Below are 24,493 nucleotides of genomic sequence, written 5' to 3'. Positions count from 1 at the left end.
TTGGTCTGCCCGAGAATTAGCCAAGAAAGCCAGCGCATCGCGCCCTCTGCCCGCATCGGCGGCATGTCGGGCCGGTGGGGCGGGAATTGCCGATGGAATGCCAAATTATGCTTGGATTGCATTCCATCCTGTCGCAAGCCTGTCCCTGTCGCCCCCCGAGGCGACCGGTCGCGGGAACCGCCCGCGACAGCGCAACAGGCGCCCTGGCACAGAACGGGCGCGGACAGGGAGACAATGCCAATGTGCGACCATCACGGCTTGATCACGCGCGACGGACTGGCCTCGGCCCGGCTCTGCGCACCGCGTCTGAACCGGCGCGGCTTTCTGAAGACCTCGGGCGCCATGACGCTGAGCATGGCTGTGGCGGGCGGGCTGGCAGGCAAGGCCCTGGCCGCGGGCGAGCAGCTGAAATCGACCCATGGCGCGGGTTTCTGCAACCTCAACCTGTTCCTGACCCATGCCGAGCAGCTGGCCGCCGAGGACGGGCTGCATCTGGAATTCATCAACACGCCGACCTTCGCCGATCAGGTGACGTTCTTGGGGACCGGTGCGGTCGATATCGGCCTGACGCCCTATACCAGCTTCATGGCGCTTTATGACGCAGGCGTGCCGGTCACGATCATCGCGGGCGGCGGAATCGAGGGCTGCGCGCTGGTCTCGCAGCCGGGCCTCGATACGCCCGAAAAGCTGAAGGGCAAGGTGCTGGGCACGTTCCAGATGGATACGCTGGAGGTGATGCCCTACGATTACCTCAAGCAGCACGGCATCTCGTTCAACGACGTCAACATCCGCTATCTGGGCGGCATGGCCGAGGCGGCCGAGACCTTCAAGGCAGGTGCCATCGACATCTTCTGCACGATCGAGCCCTATGCCTCGGCCCTGCTGAACGACGTGCCGGGTTCGCATCTTCTGACCGACGGCACGGACATGTATGGCCCGGGTTACACCGATTGCGTGCTGGCTGCGCGGACCGATCTGATCACCGAACGTCCCGACGCGCTGAAGGCGCTGATCAAGGGCATGATGCGCGCACAGCAGATCGCCGAGGCCGATCCCGAGACGGTTCTGGGCAAGGTCGTGGGCACCTATTACAAGACCTCGATGGAAAACGCGCGGGTGGCGATGCAGAAGCAGCCCGCCGTCGTCGATGCCCGCAGCCAGACCGATTTCATCCTGGAACGCGTCGAGAGCGTGGCCGAGATGGGCTACATCAAGAACAAGCCCGGCCGCGACGCGATCGACTGGTCCCTCCTGGAAGAGGTCATCGCCGAAAACCCCGAGCTATACGGCTCGCTCAAGTTCAAGTCGGCCTGATGGCAGAGATCGCACCCGATCAGGGCCGTGCGCGCGGGGCTTCCCTGCGCGCCCGGCTGCGCCCGACCTTCATCGCCCCGGACCGGCTGCGCGCGGGACTGCGCTCGGTCGGCTGGACCATCGCCTCGCTTGGCCTTTTCGCGCTGATCTGGGAATTCTGCTGGCTGATGGGCTGGTCCGATCCCAAGCTGCTGCCGCCGCCGCACATCTTTCTGGGTGATATTCCCAACCAGATCCAGTTCTTCAACACGGCGACCCGTTGGGCGGTCGGCGTCTCGCAGGCCGAGGCCCCGTCGGGCCTGCAATCGCTGGTCACGACCGTCCTGTCCACCATGGCGCGCGTCATCGCGGGCCTTGTCATTGCCTCCGTCCTTGCCGTGTCGGTGGGGGTGCTGGCGCGCTATTTCCGGCTGTTCGACCGGCTGACCATGCCGACGATCATGCTGCTGTCGTCGGTCTCGCCCATCGCATGGCTGCCGGTTGCGGTGTTCCTGTTCGGCATCGGCAACGGCCCGGCGGTCTTCATGGTGGTGATCGCGCTGTTCTTCCACATGGTGCTGGCGACCGTCACCCATATCGACAACGTGCCGGTGAACCTGATCCATGTCGCGCGCACGATGGGCGCGACCAAGCGGCAGGTCTATCTGCGCGTGATCATTCCGGCGATCCTGCCTGCGATGCTGATGGTGCTGCGGCTGAACCTGTTCGGCGCGTGGATGGTCGTGCTGGTCGCCGAGACGACGGGCGTGGGCCACGGACTTGGCCAGATCATCATGCTGGCGCGCAACACGTTCAACCCCTCGCTGGTCTTCTTCACCATCGCCTTGATCGGGGCGCTTGGTTTCCTGACCGATTACGCCCTGCGCATCCTGCAACGCCGGCTGCTTTACTGGCTGCCCGAGAAAGGAACCCGCCATGCCCTCTGACTACCGCTTCTCCAGCCGCGATGCGGTGGTCTGCCGAGGTGTGGGCAAGACCTGGGCGCCGGACACGCCGCGCGCGCATCTGGCCCTGACCGGGATCGACCTCGACATCCGGCCGGGCGAGTTCGTGGTGCTGCTGGGGCCGTCGGGCTGCGGGAAAAGCACGCTGCTTTACCTGATCGCGGGGCTAGAGGACGCGACCGAGGGGGTGATCAACTTCTTCGGCGACCCGGTCGAGGGGCCGTCATCGGACCGCAGCCTGATCTTTCAGGAATCCTCGCTCTATCCGTGGCTGACGGTCTGGGAGAACGTGGCCTTCGGCCTGTCGATCCGGGGCGCCAGCCGCGAGGAGCGCCGCGCCGCCGCGCTCGAGGCCCTGCGCGAGGTCGGGCTGGTCAGCGCGATGGACAAGCGGCCCGACGAATTGTCGGGCGGCATGCGCCAGCGCGTGGCCGTGGCGCGGGCGCTGGCCATGCGGCCCAAGGTGCTGCTGATGGACGAACCCTTCGCCGCGCTGGACGTGCAGACGCGGCAGAAGATGCAGGATTTCCTGCAGGATGTCTGGCGCGAAAGCGGCGCCTCGGTCCTGTTCGTGACGCACCACATTGACGAGGCCGTGGCCCTTTCGGATCGGGTCGTGGTCTTCACCTCTCGGCCCGGCCGCATCAAGACCATCGTCGAGAACCCGCTGCCCCGCCCGCGCGACCCGTTCTCGCCCGAGGCCGAGGCGCTGCGCCGCCAGCTGACCGCGCTTCTGCGCGACGAGGTGGACCGCGCCTTCGCCGAACAGGAGGGGATGGGCGACTGACCGCCCGTCCGACGACCCCGCAATCTCCAGCCAGGAAACATGACGTGACCGCAAGCATCATCCGCAGCCATACCCTGATCACGGGCGCGCAGGGTCGCCACGAGATCGGCCAGATCGAGGGCGGCGCCCTGCTGGTCGAGGACGGCATCATCACTGCCATCGACGATTTCGACCGCCTGAAGGACCGCAATCCCGGCGCCGAGGTGATCGGCACGGGCGGAGAGGTGGTGCTGCCCGGCTTCGTCAACGGCCATCATCATGTCGGGCTGACGCCGCTTCAGCTTGGCTCGCCCGACATGCCGCTGGAACTCTGGTTCATCACCCGCATGGTGACGCGGAATGTGAACCTCTATCTGGACACGCTCTATTCCGCCTTCGAGATGATCGGCTCGGGGACGACCACGGTCCAGCATATTCACGGCTGGCTGCCCGGCCCGCTGGAGGAGGTCAAGGCGCTCTCGGAACAGGTGATCCGCGCCTACGAGGATATCGGGATGCGCGTGTCGTATTGCTATGCGGTGCGCGACCAGAACCGGCTGGTCTATCAGGATGACGACGAATTCGTGGCCAGCCTGCCCCCGGAACTGCGCGAGCCGATGAAGCGCTGGTTCGGCCGCTTCCAGGTCGGGCTTCAGGACAGCCTGTCGCTGTTTCGCGACCTGCACGAGGCCCATAACCACAAGCCCCGCGTCCGCATCCAGCTGGCGCCCGCGAACCTGCACTGGTGTTCGGACGAGGCGCTCGGCGCGCTGTCGGACACGTCGCGCAAATACGATGCGCCCCTGCACATGCACCTGCTGGAGACGGCCTATCAGAAGGAATATGCTTGGCGGCGCGGCAATTGCACGGCGGTCGATTACATCGAGCGCTTCGACCTTCTGTCGCCGCGCCTGACGCTTGGCCACGGCGTCTGGCTGAACGAAGGCGACATGGACAAGCTGGCGGCCGCGGGTGCCTGCGTCTGCCACAATTGCTCGTCGAACTTCCGCCTTCGCTCGGGGATCGCGGCCCTGAACCATCTCGAGGCGCGCGGCATCAACACCGCGATCGGGCTGGACGAGGCCGGGGTGAACGACGACCGCGACATGCTGAACGAGATGCGGCTGGTCGCCCGCGTCCACCGCGTGCCCGGCATGATCGACGAGGACGTGCCGACCATGCCCCAAGTTCTGCGCATGGCGACCGAGGGCGGGGCGCGCACCACATCCTTTGGCGACAGCATCGGCCGGCTCGAGGTCGGGCGCGCGGCCGATCTGGTGATGATCGACTGGCGCCATGTCAGCTATCCCTATCTGGACCCGCTGACACCGGTTCTGGACGCGGTGATCCAGCGCGCCAAGACGCATGGCGTCACCCGCGTCATCTGCGACGGCGAGACGCTGTATCAGGACGGCCGCTTCACCCGCATCGATCAGGCCGGGACGCTGAAGGCGCTGCATGACGACATGGCGCGTGCGCTCTCTGATGACGAGGCCGAACGGCGCAACCTGTCGCGCCTGCTTCTGCCCCATGCGCGCCGTTTCTACGCCGATTACATCGATCCCGCGCGGCATGAACCCTTCTATCGCCAGAGTTCGCGGCTGTGAGGCGGCCCCGTCTGACGCTGTTGCCTGCATCGCAGGGGGCTGCGATACTGCGCGGCATGAGCGCCGATGACAGTGACGACAGCCTCGGCGCCCCTGCCGCCGCCCCGATCGATGACCTGCCCGAGGACGCCCCGGACGGCGGCGATGCGCTGGCCGAACAGGTCGCAGCCCGGATCCGCGACATGGTGATCCGGGGCCAGCTGCAGCCGGGCGAACGCATCGTGGAAAGGCGGCTTTGCCTGTCTCTGGGCGTGTCGCGGACGCCCATGCGCGAGGCGCTGAAGCTCCTGCGCCAGGACGGGCTGATCGAGATCAGCCGCAATCGGGGCGCGCGGGTCGCCGCCTATGGAGCGGCCGAGGCCGAATGCCTCTTCGACGTGATCGCAAGGCTCGAGGCGATGGCCGCCGAATGCTTCGTCAGGCGCGCCGATCCCGGCGCCGTTTCCCGGCTGGAGCAGCTGCACCAGCGCATGACGCAGCTATATCACGATCGCCAGCTGGACGCCTATTTCGACGCGAACAGCACCATCCACGACCTGATCGTCGAGGGTTCGGGCAATCCGGTCCTTGTCGAAAGCCACCGCCGCCTGATGCTGCGCGCCCGGCGCGGCCGCTACATGGCGATCATGGACGAGGCGCGTTGGGATCAGGCCATGCGCGAACACGAGGCGCTGATGGCCGCGATCCGCGCCGGCGCGCCGGATGCCGCGGCCGCGATCTGGCGCGACCATCTTCTGTCCACCGGCCGTTCGGTCGTCGCCGCCCTTGCGGCGCATTAGGCCTGACGCCATTCTTCGGGATCACCGCATGAAGGACCACATGACGCTGTCGGGTTCGGTTCCCGACATCCGGCTGGGGATGCTCACGCCATCCTCGAACAGCGCCCTTGAACCGCTGACCCAAGCCCTGCTGACGCCGGTCGCGGACCGTGTCAGCGCGCATTTCGCGCGCTTCCGGGTCACGCAGATCGCGCTTGGCGACGCATCCGACCTGCAATTCCGGCAAGAGCCGATCCTCGCCGCCGCCGAGCTGCTGGCCGATGCGCGTCCCGCCGTGATCGCCTGGAACGGCACATCCGCAAGCTGGCTGGGTTTCGATCGCGACGAGGCGCTCTGCGCCGAGATCACCGGCCGCACCGGATTGCCCGCGACCAGCGCGATCCTTGAACTGAACCTCTGGCTGAAACAGCGCGGCATCCGGCGGCTGGGGCTGGTGACACCCTACACCGCTGACGTCCAGGCCCGCATCATCGCCAATTACGCCCGGATCGGGATCGAGATCGTGACCGAGACCCATGCCGGACTGACCGACAATTTCGCCTTTTCCACCCTGCCCGAGGAACAGATCGCCCGGATGTGCCGGGACGTGGCGGCCGGTGTCGAGGCGTTGGCCATCGTCTGCACGAACATGCGCGGCGCGATGGTTGCTTCGGCGGTCGAGGCCCAGACGGGCGTGCCGGTTCTGGACAGCGTGGCGGTGACGCTGTGGGGTTGCCTGACCCGCTTGGGCATCCCGACCGGGCCGCTGGCGCAGTTTGGTTCGGTCTTCACCCTGCCGCGCCCGCAGCCGGCTTGATCGGAGGTTCTGCTGGGGCGCAAGGCGACTCAGTCAGCCATGGGCCCGACCGGAGCATCAGGCGGTGATCGTGGTTGACGCGGCAAGCCACCGACAGTTGCCGGTGCGTCCCTGCGACGGACCACGCCCATCCGCATCCGGCCCGTGAACCCGTTCGCCCCGATCCGCGTTGCCCTGACACCGCCACGGAGGTTCTCATGGCTTCACGCGCCGTCTGGAAAGGTCAGCTTCGCCTGTCCCTTGTCGCCATTCCCGTCGAACTGCACCCGGCCACGCGATCCGGGGCACGGCTGTCCTTTCGGCAGATCCACGGCCCTTCGGGCAAGCCGGTGCGCTACGAAAAGACGGTGGCCGGCGTCGGACCGGTCAAGTCGGACGAGATCCTCAAGGGCTACGAGCTGGGCAAGGGCGATTACCTGCTGTTGCAGCCCGAGGATATCGACGCCATCAAGCTGGAAACGCGCAAGACGCTGGAACTGGTCCAGTTCGTCGATCAGGGCGAGATCTCGCCGCTCTATTTCGACCGGCCCTATTACGTCATCCCCTCGGACGATCTGGCGCAGGATGCCTATCGCGTGGTGCGCGATGCGTTGCGGGCCGAGGGCAAAACCGCGCTTGGCCAGTTGACGATGCGGGGGCGGGAATATTTGTGTGCGATCCGCCCCTGCGGCGATGGGCTGCTGCTGGAGACCCTGCGCTACGAGGACGAGATCCGCGAGGCCGCGCCCCTGTTCTCGGGGATCGAGGACCAGACCAGCGACGAGGACCTGCTGGATGTCGCCACCCAGCTGATCCGCCGCAAGTCGTCGCCCTTCGACGCGGGCGTGTTCCGCGACCATTACGACGAGGCCCTGCGCGCCCTGATCGAGGCCAAGCGCAAGAGCCGCAAGACCCCGCGCGCCAAACTGGGGGATGGCGACGAGCCGCGCGGCGGAGGCGCGACGAATGTGGTCGATCTGATGTCGGCGCTGAAGGAGAGCCTCAAGAAGGATGGCGGCGCCAAACCGCGCGGTCGCGGCAAGAAGTCGGCCTGAGATGGCCGGGCTTCAGCGATATCGCGCGCGGCGCGACTTTGCGGCGACGCCCGAGCCCTCGGATCCCGGCCAGCCCTCGGCGCTGGCCTTGCGCTACAGCATGCAGAACCACGACGCGACGCGCCTGCACTGGGATCTGCGGCTGGAATGGCAGGGCGTGCTGCTGAGCTGGGCAGTCACGCGCGGCCCCTCGCTGGACCCGTCCGAGAAACGCCTGGCCGTGCGGACCGAGGATCACCCGATCTCATATCTGCGCTTCGAGGGCGTGATCCCGCAGGGTCATTACGGCGCGGGCAGCGTGATGCTGTGGGATCTGGGCTGGTGGCAGCCGCTGGAACCGGCCGCAGGGGGGCTTGCCAAGGGCCATCTGCGGATGCGGCTGCACGGGCGGAGGTTGACGGGCGACTGGAACCTCGTGCGGATCAAGGGGCGCGCCTCGGACCAGGGGCGCGAGAACTGGCTGCTGATCAAGCAGCAGGACGAGGCGGCGGGTGGTCCCGACCCGGTGGCGCGGCACCGGACCAGCGTTGCGACCGGGCGCAGAATGGCGCAGATCGCCTCGGGTCACGGGCCGGTCGCGCCGGCGCGCGCGGGGCAGACGCCGCGCCCGGTCGCGCCGCAGCTTGCCACGCTGACCGACGAGGCGGCCGCCGGGGACGATGTCTGGCACGAGCTCAAGCTTGACGGATATCGTGCGCAGGTCGCTATCGGCGCGGGGGGCACGCGCATCTTCACCCGGTCGGGCCATGACTGGTCGGATCGCTTCGCCGATCTGCTGCCCGCCTTTGACGATCTGCCCTGCAAATCCGCGCTGATCGACGGAGAGATCGTGGCCGGGGCGGGACTGTCCGGTTTCGGCGCGCTGCAGGACGCGATCGGGGCAGGGGGGCCGTTCCGCTTCGTGGGCTTCGACCTTCTGCGGCTTGACGGCCGTGACCTGAGGACGCAGCGCCTGAGCAAGCGCCGCGCAGCACTCGAGGCGCTGTTCGAGCCGCTGCCGCCGATGGGTCCGCTGACCCTCTCTCCGGTGATCGAGGGTCCAGCGGACGAGGCTCTGACGCTGATCTGCGGGCAGGGCGGCGAGGGGCTGATCGCCAAGCGCCATGACGCGCCCTATCGCAGCGGCCGGGGGCGGGACTGGCTCAAGATCAAGTGCAGGCGTCGGGGCGAATATGTGGTCGTGGGCTGGCAGCCCTCGGACAGCCGCGCGCGCCCCTTCGCCTCGCTGCTGCTGGCGGCGCGGGAGGGGAAGGGCTGGCGCTACATGGGCAAGGTCGGCAGCGGGTTCGACTCGCAGGCCATGGCGGATCTGGCCCGACGGATGCGGCCTCTGGCCCGCAAGACGGCGCCGCTGGACGCGCCGTCATCCGAAACGTCGGGCGCGCGCTGGATCAGCCCCACCTTTGCGGTCGAGGTCGATTATGCCGAGATCACCGCCTCGGGGCGCCTGCGCCATGCGGTGTTTCTGGGCCTGCGCGAGGACAAGCCCGCCGAGACCATCCAGCATGAGGAGCCCGCGCCGATGAACGACCGCGAGACGATTGCCGGGATCGCGCTGAGCAGCGGCGAGAGGGCGATCTTTCCCAAGCCCCGGCTGACCAAGGCCGATCTGGCCCGTTATTACGAGGCCGCCGCGGCGCTGATGCTGCCGGAGATCGCCGACCGCCCCCTGTCCCTGCTGCGCCTGCCCGAGGGGCTGGAGGGCGAGCGGTTCTTTCAGAAGCATCCGGGCAAGGGCTTTCCCTCTGCCGTCAAGGTGGTGCAGATCCCGCAATCCGATGGCGAAAGCGCGCCCTATGCGTATGTCACCGATGCGGCGGGTCTGGTCGGAGCCGTGCAGATGGGCAGCGTCGAGTTCCATCTATGGGGTGCGCGGCGCGACCGTCTGGACCGCCCAGACCGGCTGGTTCTGGACCTGGACCCGGACGAGGGGCTGGGCTTTGCCGCGACCCGCCGGGCGGCGCTGGACCTTCGCGATCTTCTGGCGGAACTGGACCTTGCCTGCTGGGCGATGCTGTCGGGCGGCAAGGGCATTCATCTGATCGTGCCGCTGAGGCGCCAGACGGGATGGGAAACGCTCAAGCTCTTTTCACGCGGGGTCGCGCATCTGGCCGAGACGCGCTGGCCGCGCCGGTTCACCGCGCAGATGGCCAAGGCCCGGCGCGAGGGGCGCATCTTCATCGACTGGCTGCGAAACGAACGTGGCGCGACGGCCATCGCCCCCTTTTCGGTCCGCGCCCGCCCCGGCGCGCCGGTGGCCTGCCCGGTGGGGTGGGACGAATTGCCCGCGATCAGACGGGCCGGTGCATTTTCGACCGACGCCGCGCTTGAGCGGGGATGGGCGGGCGTGACCCCGCCCGATGCGCAGGCCCTGACGAAGGCCCGTGTCGATGCGCTTGAGCGCCTGCTGAACGCCGACGGCCCCAAGACCTGAGGCCGTGCGTCACGCGCCGGGCAGGGTGGCCAGAACCCCCTTGCTGATTTCCGTCAGATAGAGCCAGTCGTCGATCCGCGCGGCGCTGACCCGTGTCTTGCCATCGATATGCAGGAAGGAATGGCCGTGAACGAAGGACCACAGCATATAGGCACGGCGCTGCACCAGCGGATCGTTCGTCGGCCGCTTCAGACGGTCGGCCACCGCCTTCACGACCACCCCGAAGCAGCATTCTCCCTTTTCCTGCAGATCCGGCGCGTTCTCGTGCCCTTCCGTCAGGCCAAAGACCAGCCGGAACACCCCCGGTTCGGTGCGCGCGAAATCGACATAGGCCAGACCGATCGCCGCCACGGCCTCGAGCGAGCCGACCGGATGCGCGGCGGCGGCCTGTTCCATCGCCACGCGCAGACGGTCCATCCCCTCGCCCGCCACGGCGCGCAGAATGTCGGGGCGATCCTTGAAGTGCTTGTAGGGCGCGGCCGAACTGACGCCCGCGCGACGCGCGGCCTCGGCCACGGAAAAGCCGTCGGGCCCGTGCGTCTCGACCAGATCGCGCACCGCCTCGATCAGCTGGGCGCGAAGATCGCCATGGTGATAGGCGGCTTTCGGCGTCACCGGCGCCTCGGCTGCTTGATCTGACATGATGCTGGCCCTTTCCGGCCGCTTCTTCTGCTTTCCGAAAAGTTAGCATCGCTTACATCGGACGACAAGGCAGGTCGGGCGGTGAAATGTAAACGTGTCTTACATTCCAGCTTGCCAAAGTGAGTGATTCTAACTTATGTAAGTAACGCTTACTTCACGGAGGCGTGCCCATGATCAAGCGTGCAGACGGCTTCATCCCCAAGGTCCTGCGTCGCACCGCGACCCTGATCCTGACGCTTGCGGTCGCCGCGGCAGCTGGCGCGGCGGTTCTGGCGGGACACGCCCTGCTTTCCGCAAGCGCCACCGAGCCCGGACCCGCCGCGCCGCTGACCAGCGTGCGCGTGATCGAGGTGCGCCCGACGCACGACCACGCTGTCACGCGCCGCTTCACGGGCCAGATCGAGGCCGCCGCGCGGGTCGATCTGGGCTTCGAACTGGGCGGGCGGCTTGCCGAATTGCTGGTCGCCGAGGGCGATGTCGTCGCCCAGGGGGCGGTTCTGGCGCGGCTGGATACCAGCGCGCTGATCCCGGAACGCGCTGCGCTGGAGGCCGAGCTGGCCGCGTTGCAGGCCGATGCCGAACTTGCCCGGCTGACGCTGGCGCGCCAGGACGCGCTGACCGAGCGCGGGTTCCGCGCGGTCGCGGCGCAGGACGAGGCGCGCCTTGGTCTGGCCCGGATCGAAGCCGGCATGGCCGCCACGGCCGCGCGGATCGCCGGTGTCGATGTGCGGCTGGAAAAATCGATCCTGCGGGCGCCCTTCGCGGCCCGGATCGGTGCGCGCCAGATTGATGCCGGGCAGACCGTGGCGGCCGGACAGCCGGTGCTGGTCCTCTTCGAGGCGGGCCCGGCGCGCGCGCGGGTGGGCCTGCCCCCGGATCTGGCCGCGACGCTGCAACCGGGCGATCCCGTGGCGCTCGAGCTTGGCGGCGTCGTCCGGGCTGCCACGGTCCTGCATCTGCGGCCCGATCTCGACCCGCTGACCCGGAGCCGCCCTGTCGTGCTGACCCTGCAAGAGGCGGCCCCCGTTCTGGGCGAAACCGTCTCGGTGATCCTTGAGCAGAGGATCCAGACGCCGGGCTTCTGGGCGCCCCTTGCCGCCTTGCGCGACGGCGCGCAGGGCAGTTGGTCCGTCATGGCGCTGAGGCCCGCGCCCGAGGGTGATCGGGTTCAGCCCGCTGCGGTCGAGGTGATCCACGGCGAGGGCGCGCGCGTCTTTCTCCGCGGCGACCTGCCGCCGGGTGCACGCATCGTCGCCGAGGCGCCGGACCGCGTCGCGCCGGGACAGCTTGTCCTGGACCAGCTTGCCCGCGCAGAGGAATGACCCCGATGGACACGCTGTTCTTCCGTCAGCCGCGCCTCGTCATGCTGGCGCTTCTGGTCATCCTGTCCGCCGGGGCCTCGGCCTTGTGGTCCATCGGGCGGCAGGAAGACCCCACCATCACCAACATCTTCGCCACGATCACCACGGTTTTTCCCGGTGCCGATCCCGCGCGGGTCGAGGCGCTCGTCACCGCCAAGATCGAAACCGAACTGCGCACCATTCCCGAGATCGCCACGATCGAATCGACCTCGGCCACCGGCATCTCGGTCGTCGCCGTCGAACTTGAGGAGACCGTTCCCCCCGCCACGATCGAACAGGTCTGGAGCCTGGTGCGCGACGCTGTGGCCGATGCGCGCCGGGATTTCCCGGCCGGCGCACTGGAGCCCGAATTCGACAGCGACAGCGCCGGGGGCTATGCCGCGATCTTCGCGCTGACGATGCCCGAGGGATTTGCCCTGGCCCGCGCGGCGCGCGAGGCCGAGGCCCTGGCGGACCGGCTGCGCCGGGTGCCGGGGACCAGCCTTGTCGATCTGCATGGCCTGCCCGAGGAAGAGGTGCTGGTCACGCTGGACGCCGACCGCACCGCCGCCCTCGGGCTGACGGCCGACGCCGTCTCGGCCGCGATCCGTGCGGCCGATGCCAAGGTGCAGGCGGGCCGGCTGCGGGGCGAGCGGGCCGATCTGGTGCTGGGCCTGACGGGCGAGATCACCTCGCTGGACCGGCTGCGCGCCGTGGTGCTGCGCGAGGATGCCCAAGGCCGCGTGACGTTGCTGGGCGATGTGGCGCAGATCAACCGCGGCCCGCGCCTGCCGCTGGCCGAGGCTGCGCTGCACAGGGGACGGCCCGCGATCCTGATCTCGGCCCGGCTGGCCGAGGGGCTGCAGGTGGATCGCTGGATGGCCGACATCCGCGCGGCGACCGCCGCCCAGGCCGAGGGCCTGCCATGGGGTCTGTCGCTGGAAACGGTCTTCGACCAGAGCCGCTACACGACCGAGCGTCTGGCCGAAGTCGGGATGAACATGGCCCTTGGCGTGGCGCTGGTGGTCGGGGTGCTGTTCGTCACGCTCGGGGCGCGCGCGGCGCTGATCGTGGCGATGGTGTTGCCGGTTGTTTCGCTGGCCTCGGTCGCCACGCTGAACGCGCTGGCCGTGCCCATCCACCAGATGAGCGTCACCGGGCTGATCGTCGCACTTGGCCTGCTGGTGGATGCCGCGATCGTCATGACCGACGAGATCGGCAAGTTTCTGCGAGCGGGCCTGTCCCGGCTGGAGGCGGTGTCCGTCTCGGTGCGGCGCCTGACGATGCCGCTTGCGGCCTCGACGCTGACGACGATCCTGTCCTTCATGCCGCTTTTGCTGCTGCCGGGGCCTGCGGGGGATTTCGTCGGTTCGATTGCGATTTCGGTCATCGTGATGCTGGCCTGGTCGCTGGTCGTTGCCGTTACCATCACCCCCGCTCTGGCCGGCTACTGGTTGCGCGCCGGCGACGGGCTGCCTGCGCGCGACGGGGTGGCGATGCGGCTGATGCGGGCCGCGCTGTCGCTGTCGCTGGCCAATCCCTGGCGCAGCGTGACGCTGGCGCTGGTCCTGCCCGTGCTGGGCTTCCTGTCGCTGCCCGGCCTGACGCCGCAATTCTTCCCCGGCGTCGACCGTGACCAGTTCCATGTCGAGGTCGATCTGCCCCCCGGCACCGGCATAGACGAGACGCTGCGCGTCGTTCGCCGGATCGACGCCTCGCTTGCGGCCCGGGAAGGAATCTCCGATATCGCCTGGGTGGTCGGCCGCTCGGCGCCGGCCTTCTATTACAACATGGTCGGCAACCGCGATCAGGCCCCGGCTTTCGCCCAGGCGCTGATCCGCACCGAGTCCGCCGCCGCGACCGAGCGGCTGCTGCTTGAGCTGCAGACCGATCTGCCGCCCGCCTTTGCGCAGGCGCGCTTCGTGATCCGGGGCCTGACCCAGGGGCCGCCCGTCGACGCGGCGATCGAGCTGCGTCTGGTCGGGCAGGATACCGACGCCCTGCGCCGTGCGGGCGAGGAATTGCGCAGCCTGCTGGCACAGGTGCCCCAGTTCGCGCTGGTCCGCACCGGTATCGCGGGCGGAGCCCCCAAGCTGACCCTTGAGGTCGACGAGGCGCGCGCGCGGCTTCTGGGCCTCGATCTGGGCCAGATCGCGCGGCAGATGGAGGCGGGGCTCGAGGGCGTGACCGGCGGATCGCTGCTGGAGGGCACAGAGGAACTGCCCGTGCGCGTGCGCTTCGGTGCGGGTCTTCGGGGCGATCCGGTGGCGGTCGGCGACATGCCGATCCAGCCGCCGGGCGCGGCCGGTCTGGCGGCGTCGGGCCAGTTTCCCGCCGTGCCTCTTTCGACGCTTGGCGCGCTGCGGCTCGAGCCGTCGGAAAGCACGATCACCCGCCGCAACGGCGAACGGGTGAACAATGTGCAGGCCTTTCTGATGCCGGGCGTGCTGCCCGCAACCGCTCTGGCCCAGGCGATGGAGGTGCTGCGGGCCGCAGGCTATGCCCCACCCCAGGGCATCCGGCTGGAAACCGGCGGCGATACCGACGCCCGCAACAGCACGGTTCAGGCGCTGGTCGCGCCGCTTGGGCTGATCATCACGCTGTCGATCGCGGTGGTCGTGCTGACCTTCAACTCGTTCAGGCTGACGGCCATCGCCTTTACCGTGGCGGGCCTGTCGGCGGGGCTGTCGATGCTGGCCCTTGCGGTTTTCGATTATCCCTTCGGGATCAACGCGATCATCGGGGTGATCGGCTCGATCGGCGTGTCGGTGAACGCCGCCCTGATCGTGCTGTCGGACCTGCAGCAGGATCCCCGTGCCGCCTCGGGCGACCGGGCTGCGATGGTCGATGTGGTCGCCGGATCGGTCCGCCACATCGTCTCGACCACGATCACGACCGTCGGTGGATTCCTGCCGCTGATCCTTGGCGGAGGCGGATTTTGGCCGCCCTTCGCGATGTCGGTCGCCGGGGGCGTCGCGCTGTCGGTAACACTGGCCTTCGCCTTCACGCCGCAGATGTTCGCGCTGACCTTGTCGCGCAAGGCGCGGGAGATCCTTGCTCACTCCGACAGGCCGGTCAACTTGCAGAGGGAGAGTATATGGCCTAGGCGGAGGGCAGTGGATCAATTTAGTGATCCCTAGACTAGTCGATCGTACAGGAAGGGCGAAAATGTCGGTGGAAATCGCGGTTGTGACCCCCTCCTACAACGCGGCCGACACCATCGACCGGACGATCCTGAGCGTGGTGTCTCAAGCGGGAAACTTCTCGCTAAGGTTTCATGTGCAGGACGGCGGCTCGACCGACGGCACGGTTGAGCTTTTGAAACGCTGGCAGCAGCGCCTGCGCCGCCGCGACTTTCCGATCCAGTGCCGCGAGGTGAGCTTCACATGGTCCTCCGAGGGCGATGAGGGCATGTATGACGCGCTTGCAAAGGGTCTCAGCCGTCTCGAAGGCACGCCCGAGCAGTTCATGACCTGGATCAATGCCGATGACCTGCTGCTGACCGGCGCACTGGCCTTCGTCGCCAATGTCGAGCGCCAATTCTCGTCCGAATGGGTCTCGTGGCTCGGCGGCGCCGTGGCGATCATGCAGGACGACATGATCATAAAGTCGCATGACCGGCCCTTGCCCACCAAGGCTGTCGCTGCGGGTTTGTGCGATGGGCGGCATTGGCCCTTCGTGCAGCAGGAGGGCACGTTCTTCCGCCGCTGGCTCTGGGATGAGGTGGATGGACAGAGGCTGTTGCCGACCTTCCGGCTGGCGGGAGATTGGGCGTTGTGGCAGCGTTTTGCCGGACACGCTTTGCTGGTCCAGGCGCACATTCCCTTGGGCGCCTTCCGTCTGAGGCAGGGGCAGCTTTCGGCTAGTCAGCGCGACAGCTATCTTGCCGAAATCGCGCGCGTCGTTTCCGTTGCCGACCGTGAAGAGGCTTTGCGCGCGCTGGCGACCGGACAGGATGTGATCCGGCGGACGATCTGCAGCAGCTATCCGGAGGGCGTGCTAAGCCTCTTTGACGAATCCACTCGACACGAGGCTGTGTCGCGCCATCGAAGCTGCTTCGGCGAAGCCCCGCCCAAGTTCGAAGGCGAGGCGCCCCGACCGCGCGCCCATGTCAAGACCGGCGTCGTACCCGAAACTTCCGCGCCGATGCCGGACGCACAGCGGCCGCTGATCAGGATGCCGGGCATCATTGGGCTGGACGCGGAATGGCAATTCCCCGCTGTCACCGAACAGCACGCCTTCCGCTGCCTGGCGGCGAGAGGGCTGGACCTGCCACACGCGCCGGTCTATGTGGCCTTTCCCTGGGCCACGCTGATCGACAAGCTGCAGACTCGCGCCGCCGATGCGGACGATCTCATGGCTGAGCTGGAGCGTGTCTGCAACATCCCGACGCAGGGGCGGCGCAAGTTTACAGTCTGCCAGCACATCTTCGCCCGGAAATACCAGTATCTCTTCGACAAAGCCGGCATTGCGGACGTGTTCTGGCCGCACACCACGCTGACGGACCTTCGGGACGACACGCCCCACGGAACGGACATACGGTTTCATCCCTTTCCGCTCTTTCCGGTTCAAACGCCCGACGCCTTGCCCGCGGCCTCGGCCGAGGCAGACGGTGCGCCGCGCCCGCATCTTTATTCCTTCATCGGCGCCCGAGCGAATTCGTGGTATCTGACGCAGTCGCGGAACTGGATCCTCGACCTTCTGGGCGACGATCCGAGGGGGAATGTCCGCGGTCGCGACGGCTGGCATTATCAGCGCGTCGTCTATGACGGGCAAATCCTGAAAAATGCCTTGGAGCAGCCCGAGGCGCTGATAGACGCTGCCGCGTCCGAGGAGTTCCGCGATGCCCTGACCGGATCGGTCTTCGCGCTATGTCCGTCGGGGACGGGGCCGAACTCTATCCGCTTGTGGGAATCGCTGGCCGCGGGAACGATCCCGGTGATCCTTGCAGATGACTGGGCGCCTCCTGGTGATCGACGGCTCTGGGAACAGGCAGCGATCTTCTGCCCTGAGACCCCCGAGGCCATCGCGGCGCTACCGGACCAGCTGGGCCAGATCGCCGCCGAACCGCAGCGCATCGCCGCCATGCGTCACGCCATGCGCCAGATCTGGCTTCTCTACGGCGCGCCGACCTTCGTCACCGACCTGCTGAATTTCATCCTGTCAAATGCTACCACGGCTGCGGATGCACAGCCTTTCGGCGCCGCCGAGGCGCTGCTGGTGGATTGGAGTGGACGGCTGCTGGTAGATCCTGCCGCGGCCCTTGACGAGATTGAAGCCTCGGGCGAACTCGTCGCGACGCTCGCAGGCGAGCGCGCGCGGATAGTCGAACAACGCATTGGCGAGCATTTCGATGCGGTGCTGCGTCGCGCCCTGCAGGTTACCCGGCGGGACCTTCCCGGACTGTCGCCAGAGCGGCTGGCGCTGCATGTCCCCGCGATCCAGCGCGTCGCCGCGCCTCGTCTTTGTCTCTTCGGGCGTCACGCCTGCCGGACCCCCTTGTCCTACCAGCCGCTGCGGCGTCATATTGGCGAACGCATTCGACTGGTTTCGGAACCCGAACAGGCCGATCTGGTCGTGACCGGGTTCGACCTGGATTTCCGCGAGCATGCCTCGCGCATTGCCGCCCTTGCCGCGAAGGGCACGCGCCTTGCGGTGATCTCGGAAGAGCCGCTTTGGGACATCACCTGGAGCGGAGCGCCGCAGGGTCGCCGCAATGACCTGACTCAGGCCGGCATCACACTGGAATACGCTCATCTGGCGCATGGCAACTCGGAAATCTTCGACTTCGAGATACTACCCTATTATCCCATGACTGATGACAGCTTCGTCATGCGCTATGCCAGCCTGATCGAACGGCAGGCCAAACGGAGCCCTGCTGAACTGCTGGCCCACTGGCGCGACGCTTCGCTCCCCGCAGCGTTTATCGCCGAGTATCGCACCGAGGCCAGATATCGCCACGAGGGCCCCATGGGCGATATCGTCCGCCTCAGCGCCTATCGCACCGAATTGGCCAAGCGCATGCTGCCGCATGGTGCCCTGTGCTTGGGGAAGGGCTGGGGGCATGAGGCGCGCCGGCAGGAGCTGTTCGACTGGCATCTTGACAAGCTTGCCAGACTGCATGATCGCTGTCTGCTTATGGGGGCCCAGGAGAATATCCACCTGAATGGCTATATCTCTGAAAAACCGTTTGATGCCTTTGCTTGCGGGGCGATCCCGGTTTGTTTCGCAGGGCCGCGTCATCGGCTTTTCGAACTAATCCCGCAGGCCGCGATGGTGAACACATACGGCAAGGAGGTCGAAGAAGCCGCCTTGCACTTGAAGGACTTTTCGCCCGATGCCGAGATGGCCGAGGCGTGGCTGGACTCGGCTCGCCGGCTTTCCGCCCTCTTCGGCGATTTCCGGATCGTAGAGGCTGAACGTGCGCGTATCGCCGACGCTCTGGTGACCGAGGTGATGTGCCATGTCTGATTCCCCAGCCGGTCCGAACGTGACGATGGAGTTTGCGTCGGGGAGGCCCATCAAGTCAGGCTTGGCGCAGGACACCGTGGCCTCACGGCGCCTTCTGGCGACCGTCGATGTGGATCCGGCTCTTCTCCGCGCGATGTCGGAGCAGGGCGCGAAGATCGAGATCATCGCCGATCTATCGTGCATCGCGCGGGCCGAGGCGGTTGCTATCCTTTGGGCTCCGCCATCGACCGCGATAGGCGCTGCCTTCGCAGAGGGGTGCGACCCTGCACCTGTCGCTCGCGAGTGGCAGAATCGGGCAAAAACGCTCTTGGACCTACACCGGGTCAATCCTGACGGCTGCGTGTTGATCGCAGCTGCGCGGCTGGAGGCCGGGGACGCTGCGTCTCTGGCTCTGCATCGCTTCCAGGCGGGTGGCGGGGCAGGTCTGCAATCGACGGGCGTCCGCAGTGCGGCGGATCCGCTGGCAGTTCTATTGGCGATGGGCGTTCTGGCAAGCGACCGTGCCACTTACGACACGCTGGCGGCATTGGACGACGCAAGCCTTGGCCTCGCCCAATCCGCGCCGCTGACCCAGGCCGCCTCGCATTACGCGGCCCTTCTGGACAGTGCGAGCGCCGCAAGGCTGATGCGCGAACAGCTGTTGCTTCAGCAGCTGGCATTTTCCGACGCTGAGAGTGCTTCGGCAAACGCTGCGCCAGGCAGACTGGCGCGGGTCACGGCGGAATTGCACCAGATGTTTGCCGAGCTTCGTCAGGAAAGGTCACGGCGCAAACAGGCCGAGGAACAGCGCGACAGGGCCGTGATGCGACACGCACAGACGGCCGAGACACTGGCAGCCGTCTTGTCCTCGCGCTCGTGGAGGATCACGAGGCCGCTGCGTGCGCTCAGCATGAGGCTCTTGCGAGCTGCGCCCCCGGTCGACGAAGGGAAGGGTGCGCCCCAGGATGAATCTCGCTGATCCGCGCCGTCAGGCAACCGCCCGCGCACATGTTAAGTATCGGCGGCGCAAGACAGCCGAACCAGTAAAGGCGGCAAGTTGATGCTGGACGAGAAGCGACCCAACCCGACCTTCAAGCAGCGCATGAATCAGCGCCTCTCCGAATGGTATCACCGTAAGAACCCTGACCCGGATCCGGCGCTTCAGGCGCGGAGGCTGTTCTTGGCCTCGCTGGTGAACAAGTCGGTCATGACCGACTATATCAGCCGCTTGGCATTGCCGCTTCCACAGATCCATGCCGAGGTTGCGTCGCTGGATCAGCTGGCTTTTGATGCCCTTCCGCCGCGCGTCGTGATCAAGCCCAATAACGGCGCTGACAGCAAGGGCGTAATCCTGCTGGACGGCGAGATCAACCGCATGAACGGCGACCGAGTGCCTCTGCATGACCGGGCGCGCTATGTCCGCGAGGTCTGGGCAGCTGACAAGATCCTCGAAAAATCCGGAACAAGGGTTATCGCCGAAGAATTTCTGCAGGATTACGATCCCGCCTTTGCGATTCCCCGCGACTTCAAGGTCTTTGCGGCAAAGGGGAGATGTGGCTTGATCCAGGTAATCGACCGCAATCCGGAAAAGAAGTTGCGCACCAACTCCTTCTTTACGCGCGACTGGTCCTATATCGACCGCCCCATCAAGACGAACTATCACATGGGTCCAGCCTATGCACGCCCCGGCGATCTTGAAGTGATGATCGCGATGGCTGAACGCATCTCGGCCAATATCGACGAGTTCTACCGGCTGGATTTCTACATGACCACGCGCGGTCCGGTCTTTGGCGAGTTCACTTCGTACCCTTCGGCCGGAGAGGCGTTCACGCCCTATGGCGACCGGCTGATGTGCCAGATGATGGATACCGTCAGGCCCTCCGTTCCGGTTCAGGCGCCCGCCCCGACCGCCGAGGATGGTCTGGGACCCCGCTTCGTCGAGGCGGTCGGGCGCGCGCGGCTGAGCCTCGCAGAGAACGAGACCCCGAAGGGCGGGAACTGGCGCAGCAGGTTCCATCACGTCGTCTATGCGCTGAACCGGCGCACGCAGCGGCTTCATGTGTTCCGCGACAAGCTGGTCTTTGACGGGTGGGTCCGCAATGCGGGCTTCGACACCCCCGAGACGCTGGCCCTGCTGCGGCGGAGCGTCGTCTATGATGTCGCGACGCAGCAGAAAACCGACCTGCCGACATTCCTCTCCCGCCATCAGGGCGACCTGTTCATCAAGGACCGCGAGGGCCATGGAGGCGAGGGCGCTTTTCTGGTGAACGTCTCTGAGGCCGAGTGCAGCCTCAACGGCAAGCCCGCCACGCGCGACGAGATCATCGCCAAGCTGCGGTCCCTGACCTATCCCGCGCTGATCCAGAAGCGTCTCGTCCAGCATGACAGGATGGCGGCGCTCAATCCGTCCAGCATCAACAGCCTGCGCGTCGTGACGATGCTGGGTCGCAACTGCCCCGAGGCGGTGTCCTTGGCGACCGCCATCCGGATCGGCGCTGCGGGCAATATCGTCGACAATCTCAGCGGCGGGGGTTACTGCGCTGGCGTCGATCAAGCCTCGGGCGGGCTCTGCGCGATACCGCGCAGCAAGGCGGGCGCGCAGCTTTCCGCCGCGCCACTGGGTCTGGACACCCTCGAGGGCTACAGCATCCCGCATTACGACGAGGCGGTCCGCCACTGCCTGCAATTGCACGAGATGATCGGCCCGGCCCCGATCACCATCGGCTGGGATGTCGCCATCGGCCCCGAGGGTCCGGTCATTCTGGAAGGCAACATGTTCTGGGATCCGACGCTGCATCTCGGCTCGGTCGATATCGCCAGCGTGGTCGTGTCGCGATTGATGACGCCCGGCTTCGCCTATCTCTGGAAGGCTCCGCGTTAGGGGCCTTTCCGCGAGGAAACGCGGCTCAGCGGGCCGTCTCTCAGCACGCGCTGCACGTCCTTGCGGGCGATGGGCTTCAGCAGGAACTCGTCCATCCCCACCGCCAGGCACAGGCGCCGCAATTCCGGCGAGTCGGTCCCGCTGACGCCGATGATGGGCACGCTTGCGCGGCTGGTGCCAAGCGCGCGGATGCGTCTGGTCGCCTCGATCCCGTCCACGACGGGCATCTGATGGTCCATGAAGACCACGTCAAAGGCGTTGTCCAGCACCGCCTGCACCGCCGCTGCGCCGTTCTCGACCGTCGTCACCTGGAACCCCAGCCGGTTCAGAAGCTGCTCGGAGAGGTCGCGCAGCATCGGAGAATCGTCGGCGACCAGTGCCCAAGGCCGGTCGTGGAACGCCTCGACCGGCTGGTTCTGTTGTGAAAAGACGGTGCCGGTGGGTTGCTGCAGCATGAACTGCGCGCGGTTGACCAGCACCCAGGGGCTGACCGGCTTTCGCAGCATGATCGTCCGGGGGCTGACAGTTTCGGCCATGCTGCGTGACAGGAAGATGCCGGGGCCGGAGGCAAAGGTCTCGGGCGACAGGCCCCTGGCCTCGATCTCGCGGTCGTCCATGATCGTCACGGCATCGGCTCGCGGTTCGTCGACAAGCATCAGGCCGACGCTTTGCAGCGCGCGCGCAAGACTGTCGGCCAGGCGCGGACAGGTGACGGCCAGATAGGCCGCGCCCTGTTCCTCGTCCGGCGGGGCGATGGGCGCGGTGCCTGCCGCGATCAGGGGCAGTTCGATCCAGAACACGCTGCCCTTGCCCCGCACCGACTGGACACCGACGCTGCCGCCCATCAACCCTGCGAGCTGCTTGCAGATGGCAAGGCCAAGCCCGGTGCCGCCATAAAGCCGCGCGGTGGACTTGTCGGCTTGGGTGAAGCTGGAGAACAGCACCGCCGTCTGTTCGTCCGAAAGCCCGATGCCCGTATCGGCCACGGCCAGCCGAAGGCGCCATTCGTCACCCTCGACATGCTGGCCCGTGACCGACAGGACGATCTCGCCAGAGGCGGTGAACTTGGCGGCGTTCGACAGGTAATTGCCCAGGATCTGCCGCAGCCGCAGCGGATCGCCTAGCAATTCGGCCGGAAGATCGGGCGCAATGTCCAGAACCAGCTCGACCTCTTTCGAGCCGATCAGGGGCGCGACCGATTCAAGACATTCATGGGCCAGTTCGGCCAGATCGAAACGGATCGATTCGATCTCCATCCGTCCCGATTCCGCCCGCGACAGATCCAGCAGGTCGTTGAGCAGACCCGCCACCTGCCGACCCGACCGGCGCGCCTTGTCGATATGCCGAAGCCGCTCGGCGGGGTCGCTTTCCTCGGCGGCAAGATCCATGAACCCCAGAACCGCGTTCAGGGGCGTGCGGATCTCGTGGCTGATGGTCGCCAGGAACTGCATCTTGAGCTGGCCCGCCTGGTCCGCGATGTCCTTGCTCTGGCGGGTCGCAAGCTCAGCCTCGCGTTCGTCGGTCACGTCGCGGACGACCCAGACCGCCCCCGCGGCGGGATCGGACGGGTAGAGCGGCGCCACGGTGACGCGGGCGCGGAAATGCGTGCCGTCCTGGCGTTCCAGCGTATCCTCGAAATGATAGGCCTCGCTGCGGGCGAAGGCGTCGGCGGCGGCCGCGGCCCGGTCGCCCGGCAGGATCAGCGCCTTGAGCAGGTGCCATTGCACATTGGCGTCGTTCGCCGGCTGGTTCAACGCGAATTTGCGCAGAAGCGGGGGGTTGGTCTGCACGATCACGCCGTCGCGCAGCACCGCGATCCCGACCATCGCCGCATTCAGGATGGCCTGCTGCTCCATCCGCTTCTGCTCAAGCTGTTCGGTGCGCTCGGCGACGGCGCGTTCAAGATGGCTCTGGTAATCGCGCAGCAGCGCATCGGCCGCGTGCCGCGAGGTCATGTCCTGCATGATCGCGATCACCTCGGTCCCGGCTTCGGTCGGCACCTCGCAGAGCAGCACGTCCAGATGCGCCACCTGTCCGTCCGGCCGCTCGTGCTGCCATCCGATCCGCAAGGTCTGTGCGCTGTGCAGCGCGTCCTCGAAATCGCTCCACTCCTGCAGGCCGCCATCGTCCTGGCTCTCGCCGGCCGGCGAGACATCCAGAAATGCACGGCCGGTCAGCTCGGTCTCGCGTTCGTAGCCCAGCAGCCGGACCGCCGCGGGATTGGCCGAGTGATAGATGCCGTCGCGCAGCGTCGCGATGGGCAGGGCCGCGCTTTCGGCAATGACGGAAAAGCGTCTCTGGCTGCGCGCGAGCTGGTGGCCTACGGATTGCGCCCGCCCGGCTTCGCGGTCCAGCGACTGCCGCAGGAAGATCGCCAGCGCCGTCAGCCCCACCACGCCAAGCGCCAGCGCCCCAAGCACGCCACGCAGCATCCGTGCCGCGCCTTCCCGCGACAGCATGGCCTCCACATCGGAGGGGATGCGCCCCACGATCCCGCTGTAGGACATCGGATCGAGACGGCCCACCAGCCGCCAGCCGAAATCGGGCATCAGCCCCTGATGCAGATCGCGGACCACCGCCGAATGATACCGGCGCCCGTCCGGCCAGACTTCGAGCCCGCCCGAAAACACGGTGCCCACCTGTTCAAGCGCCCAGAGATTGAGCGCGCCATCCAGCAGCGGATCTGTCGCGAATTTCACCTGAAGCGCATCATCGACGATGAACAGCTCGACCTGGAGGCTGTCGGCGATCTCGTTCAGGTAGGCCTGTGCCCAGGCCGCATCGATATGGACGGCGACAACGCCCAGAAGCGTGCCGTCGGGGTCGATGACGGGGCGGGCAAAGTCCAGAAAGCGCAGCGGCTCTTCCTGCGAGCCGCCCAGCAGGTCGTTCAGAAGGACCGCCTCGTGCACGTCGCCCGCGTGATCGCCGCGCAGCCCCGCCTGAAACCAGGGCCGGGCCGAGACATCGGCCCCCAGCAGCAGGTTGCGCGAGGCCGCCAAAACCGTCCCCTCGGGCGAGACGAAACCCGCCCAGCTGATCCTGCGGTGGTCCTGAACAAGCGCGCCGAGCGTCTCGGCAATATCGACCTCGTCGCCCTCTTCGATGGCGCGGGACAGCCAGACGACCTGGCGCCAGTTCTCGGACAGGGCATGTGCAAAGGCCAGCGCGGCGCCGTTTGTCCGGACCTGCGCCGCCTGCGTCATCGAGGCATCCTGAACCTCGCCCGTCCGCAATCGAAGAAGCTGGCTGCCGACAAGAAACAGCGCCAGCATCAGAGTGGCCGTCGCGGCGACGATGACCAAGGCGATAGCGTTCTGCTTTCTATGCCTTTTTTTCAAATGCATGCTGGTCGACCGGTTAACCTCGTCGAACGGCTGGTCTTGGATAGATGCAACGCGATAATATACGGAACGGTTTAATCGAACAATCTTCAATTGTGTGGATGCAAGTATTGCACCTTGTTCAAATTCCGGGCGGCCCATGAGGCCGGACCACGCCAGCCT

15 protein-coding genes are annotated in these 24,493 nt (G+C 66.8%); 13 read left to right on the top strand and 2 right to left on the bottom strand.

The genetic code is table 11. The annotated features are described in order from the left end of the window. The first annotated feature begins 240 nt into the window (after positions 1-240). The 8 genes from QAR72_RS02410 to ligD all read left to right on the top strand — a co-directional run bounded on the left by QAR72_RS02410 (position 241) and on the right by ligD (position 9,674). Positions 241-1,314 (top strand): ABC transporter substrate-binding protein, encoded by a 1,074-nt coding sequence (locus QAR72_RS02410; RefSeq protein ID WP_304615767.1) that lies wholly within the window; start codon positions 241-243, stop codon positions 1,312-1,314. Beyond that, positions 1,314-2,240: an ABC transporter permease gene (locus tag QAR72_RS02405; RefSeq protein ID WP_304615766.1), complete on the top strand. Its 927-nt coding sequence runs from the start codon at positions 1,314-1,316 to the stop codon at positions 2,238-2,240. Before QAR72_RS02410 ends, QAR72_RS02405 begins: the two co-directional genes overlap by 1 nt. After that, positions 2,230-3,045, top strand: a complete 816-nt coding sequence (locus QAR72_RS02400; RefSeq protein ID WP_304615765.1) for an ABC transporter ATP-binding protein — start codon at positions 2,230-2,232, stop codon at positions 3,043-3,045. Before QAR72_RS02405 ends, QAR72_RS02400 begins: the two co-directional genes overlap by 11 nt. Before the next feature lie 44 nt (positions 3,046-3,089). Further along, positions 3,090-4,631, top strand: a complete 1,542-nt coding sequence (locus QAR72_RS02395; RefSeq protein WP_304615764.1) for an amidohydrolase family protein — start codon at positions 3,090-3,092, stop codon at positions 4,629-4,631. A gap of 56 nt (positions 4,632-4,687) precedes the next feature. Continuing rightward, positions 4,688-5,410 carry a GntR family transcriptional regulator gene (locus QAR72_RS02390; protein WP_304615763.1) on the top strand — a complete coding sequence of 241 codons (723 nt, stop codon included), beginning with the start codon at positions 4,688-4,690 and terminating at the stop codon, positions 5,408-5,410. A gap of 28 nt (positions 5,411-5,438) precedes the next feature. Next, entirely contained in the window at positions 5,439-6,206 is a 768-nt protein-coding gene (locus tag QAR72_RS02385; RefSeq protein WP_304615762.1) for a maleate cis-trans isomerase family protein, read from the top strand. Positions 6,207-6,403: 197 nt separating this feature from the next. Beyond that, positions 6,404-7,240, top strand: coding sequence for a non-homologous end joining protein Ku (gene ku, locus QAR72_RS02380; protein WP_304615761.1), 837 nt, complete (start codon positions 6,404-6,406; stop codon positions 7,238-7,240). A 1-nt stretch (position 7,241) separates the two neighbouring features. Next, positions 7,242-9,674 carry a DNA ligase D gene (gene ligD / locus QAR72_RS02375; RefSeq protein ID WP_304615760.1) on the top strand — a complete coding sequence of 811 codons (2,433 nt, stop codon included), beginning with the start codon at positions 7,242-7,244 and terminating at the stop codon, positions 9,672-9,674. A 9-nt stretch (positions 9,675-9,683) separates the two neighbouring features. Here ligD and QAR72_RS02370 read toward each other — a convergent pair whose 3' ends face one another. Further along, positions 9,684-10,316, bottom strand: a complete 633-nt coding sequence (locus QAR72_RS02370; RefSeq protein ID WP_304615759.1) for a TetR/AcrR family transcriptional regulator — start codon at positions 10,314-10,316, stop codon at positions 9,684-9,686. Between the two features lie 170 nt (positions 10,317-10,486). Between QAR72_RS02370 and QAR72_RS02365 the strand changes: the two genes are divergently transcribed. The 5 genes from QAR72_RS02365 (at position 10,487) to QAR72_RS02345 (ending at position 20,987) form a co-directional block, all read left to right on the top strand. After that, the gene (locus tag QAR72_RS02365; RefSeq protein WP_304615758.1) at positions 10,487-11,638 is read left to right on the top strand and encodes an efflux RND transporter periplasmic adaptor subunit; all 1,152 of its coding nucleotides are present in this window, start codon (positions 10,487-10,489) and stop codon (positions 11,636-11,638) included. Further along, complete coding sequence (locus tag QAR72_RS02360) at positions 11,635-14,796, top strand: efflux RND transporter permease subunit (protein ID WP_304615757.1); 3,162 nt, start codon at positions 11,635-11,637, stop codon at positions 14,794-14,796. Before QAR72_RS02365 ends, QAR72_RS02360 begins: the two co-directional genes overlap by 4 nt. A 28-nt stretch (positions 14,797-14,824) precedes the next feature. Beyond that, the gene (locus QAR72_RS02355; RefSeq protein ID WP_304615756.1) at positions 14,825-18,127 is read left to right on the top strand and encodes an exostosin domain-containing protein; all 3,303 of its coding nucleotides are present in this window, start codon (positions 14,825-14,827) and stop codon (positions 18,125-18,127) included. Then, positions 18,120-19,085 carry a hypothetical protein gene (locus QAR72_RS02350; RefSeq protein ID WP_304615755.1) on the top strand — a complete coding sequence of 322 codons (966 nt, stop codon included), beginning with the start codon at positions 18,120-18,122 and terminating at the stop codon, positions 19,083-19,085. Before QAR72_RS02355 ends, QAR72_RS02350 begins: the two co-directional genes overlap by 8 nt. 81 nt (positions 19,086-19,166) lie before the next feature. Then, positions 19,167-20,987 carry a sugar-transfer associated ATP-grasp domain-containing protein gene (locus QAR72_RS02345; RefSeq protein WP_304615754.1) on the top strand — a complete coding sequence of 607 codons (1,821 nt, stop codon included), beginning with the start codon at positions 19,167-19,169 and terminating at the stop codon, positions 20,985-20,987. Here the strand turns inward: QAR72_RS02345 and QAR72_RS02340 are convergent. Continuing rightward, complete coding sequence (locus QAR72_RS02340; protein WP_304615753.1) at positions 20,984-24,292, bottom strand: ATP-binding protein; 3,309 nt, start codon at positions 24,290-24,292, stop codon at positions 20,984-20,986. The two genes, QAR72_RS02345 and QAR72_RS02340, sit on opposite strands and share 4 nt — an antisense overlap. Positions 24,293-24,493: the final 201 nt, after the last annotated feature.

Origin of the sequence: Paracoccus sp. (in: a-proteobacteria) (assembly GCF_030604785.1) — a bacterium.
In the GTDB taxonomy this organism is placed as follows: domain Bacteria; phylum Pseudomonadota; class Alphaproteobacteria; order Rhodobacterales; family Rhodobacteraceae; genus Paracoccus.
This window is presented reverse-complemented; position numbering and strand designations above follow the sequence as displayed.

Coding starts and splice junctions, on each gene's coding strand:
- ku (WP_304615761.1), top strand. CDS start 6,404: ATGGCTTCACGCGCCGTCTGGAAAGGTCAGCTTCGCCTGTCCCTTGTC.
- QAR72_RS02360 (WP_304615757.1), top strand. CDS start 11,635: ATGACCCCGATGGACACGCTGTTCTTCCGTCAGCCGCGCCTCGTCATG.
- ligD (WP_304615760.1), top strand. CDS start 7,242: ATGGCCGGGCTTCAGCGATATCGCGCGCGGCGCGACTTTGCGGCGACG.
- QAR72_RS02405 (WP_304615766.1), top strand. CDS start 1,314: ATGGCAGAGATCGCACCCGATCAGGGCCGTGCGCGCGGGGCTTCCCTG.
- QAR72_RS02365 (WP_304615758.1), top strand. CDS start 10,487: ATGATCAAGCGTGCAGACGGCTTCATCCCCAAGGTCCTGCGTCGCACC.
- QAR72_RS02410 (WP_304615767.1), top strand. CDS start 241: ATGTGCGACCATCACGGCTTGATCACGCGCGACGGACTGGCCTCGGCC.
- QAR72_RS02355 (WP_304615756.1), top strand. CDS start 14,825: ATGTCGGTGGAAATCGCGGTTGTGACCCCCTCCTACAACGCGGCCGAC.
- QAR72_RS02350 (WP_304615755.1), top strand. CDS start 18,120: ATGTCTGATTCCCCAGCCGGTCCGAACGTGACGATGGAGTTTGCGTCG.
- QAR72_RS02370 (WP_304615759.1), bottom strand. CDS start 10,316: ATGTCAGATCAAGCAGCCGAGGCGCCGGTGACGCCGAAAGCCGCCTAT.
- QAR72_RS02390 (WP_304615763.1), top strand. CDS start 4,688: ATGAGCGCCGATGACAGTGACGACAGCCTCGGCGCCCCTGCCGCCGCC.
- QAR72_RS02385 (WP_304615762.1), top strand. CDS start 5,439: ATGAAGGACCACATGACGCTGTCGGGTTCGGTTCCCGACATCCGGCTG.
- QAR72_RS02345 (WP_304615754.1), top strand. CDS start 19,167: ATGCTGGACGAGAAGCGACCCAACCCGACCTTCAAGCAGCGCATGAAT.
- QAR72_RS02400 (WP_304615765.1), top strand. CDS start 2,230: ATGCCCTCTGACTACCGCTTCTCCAGCCGCGATGCGGTGGTCTGCCGA.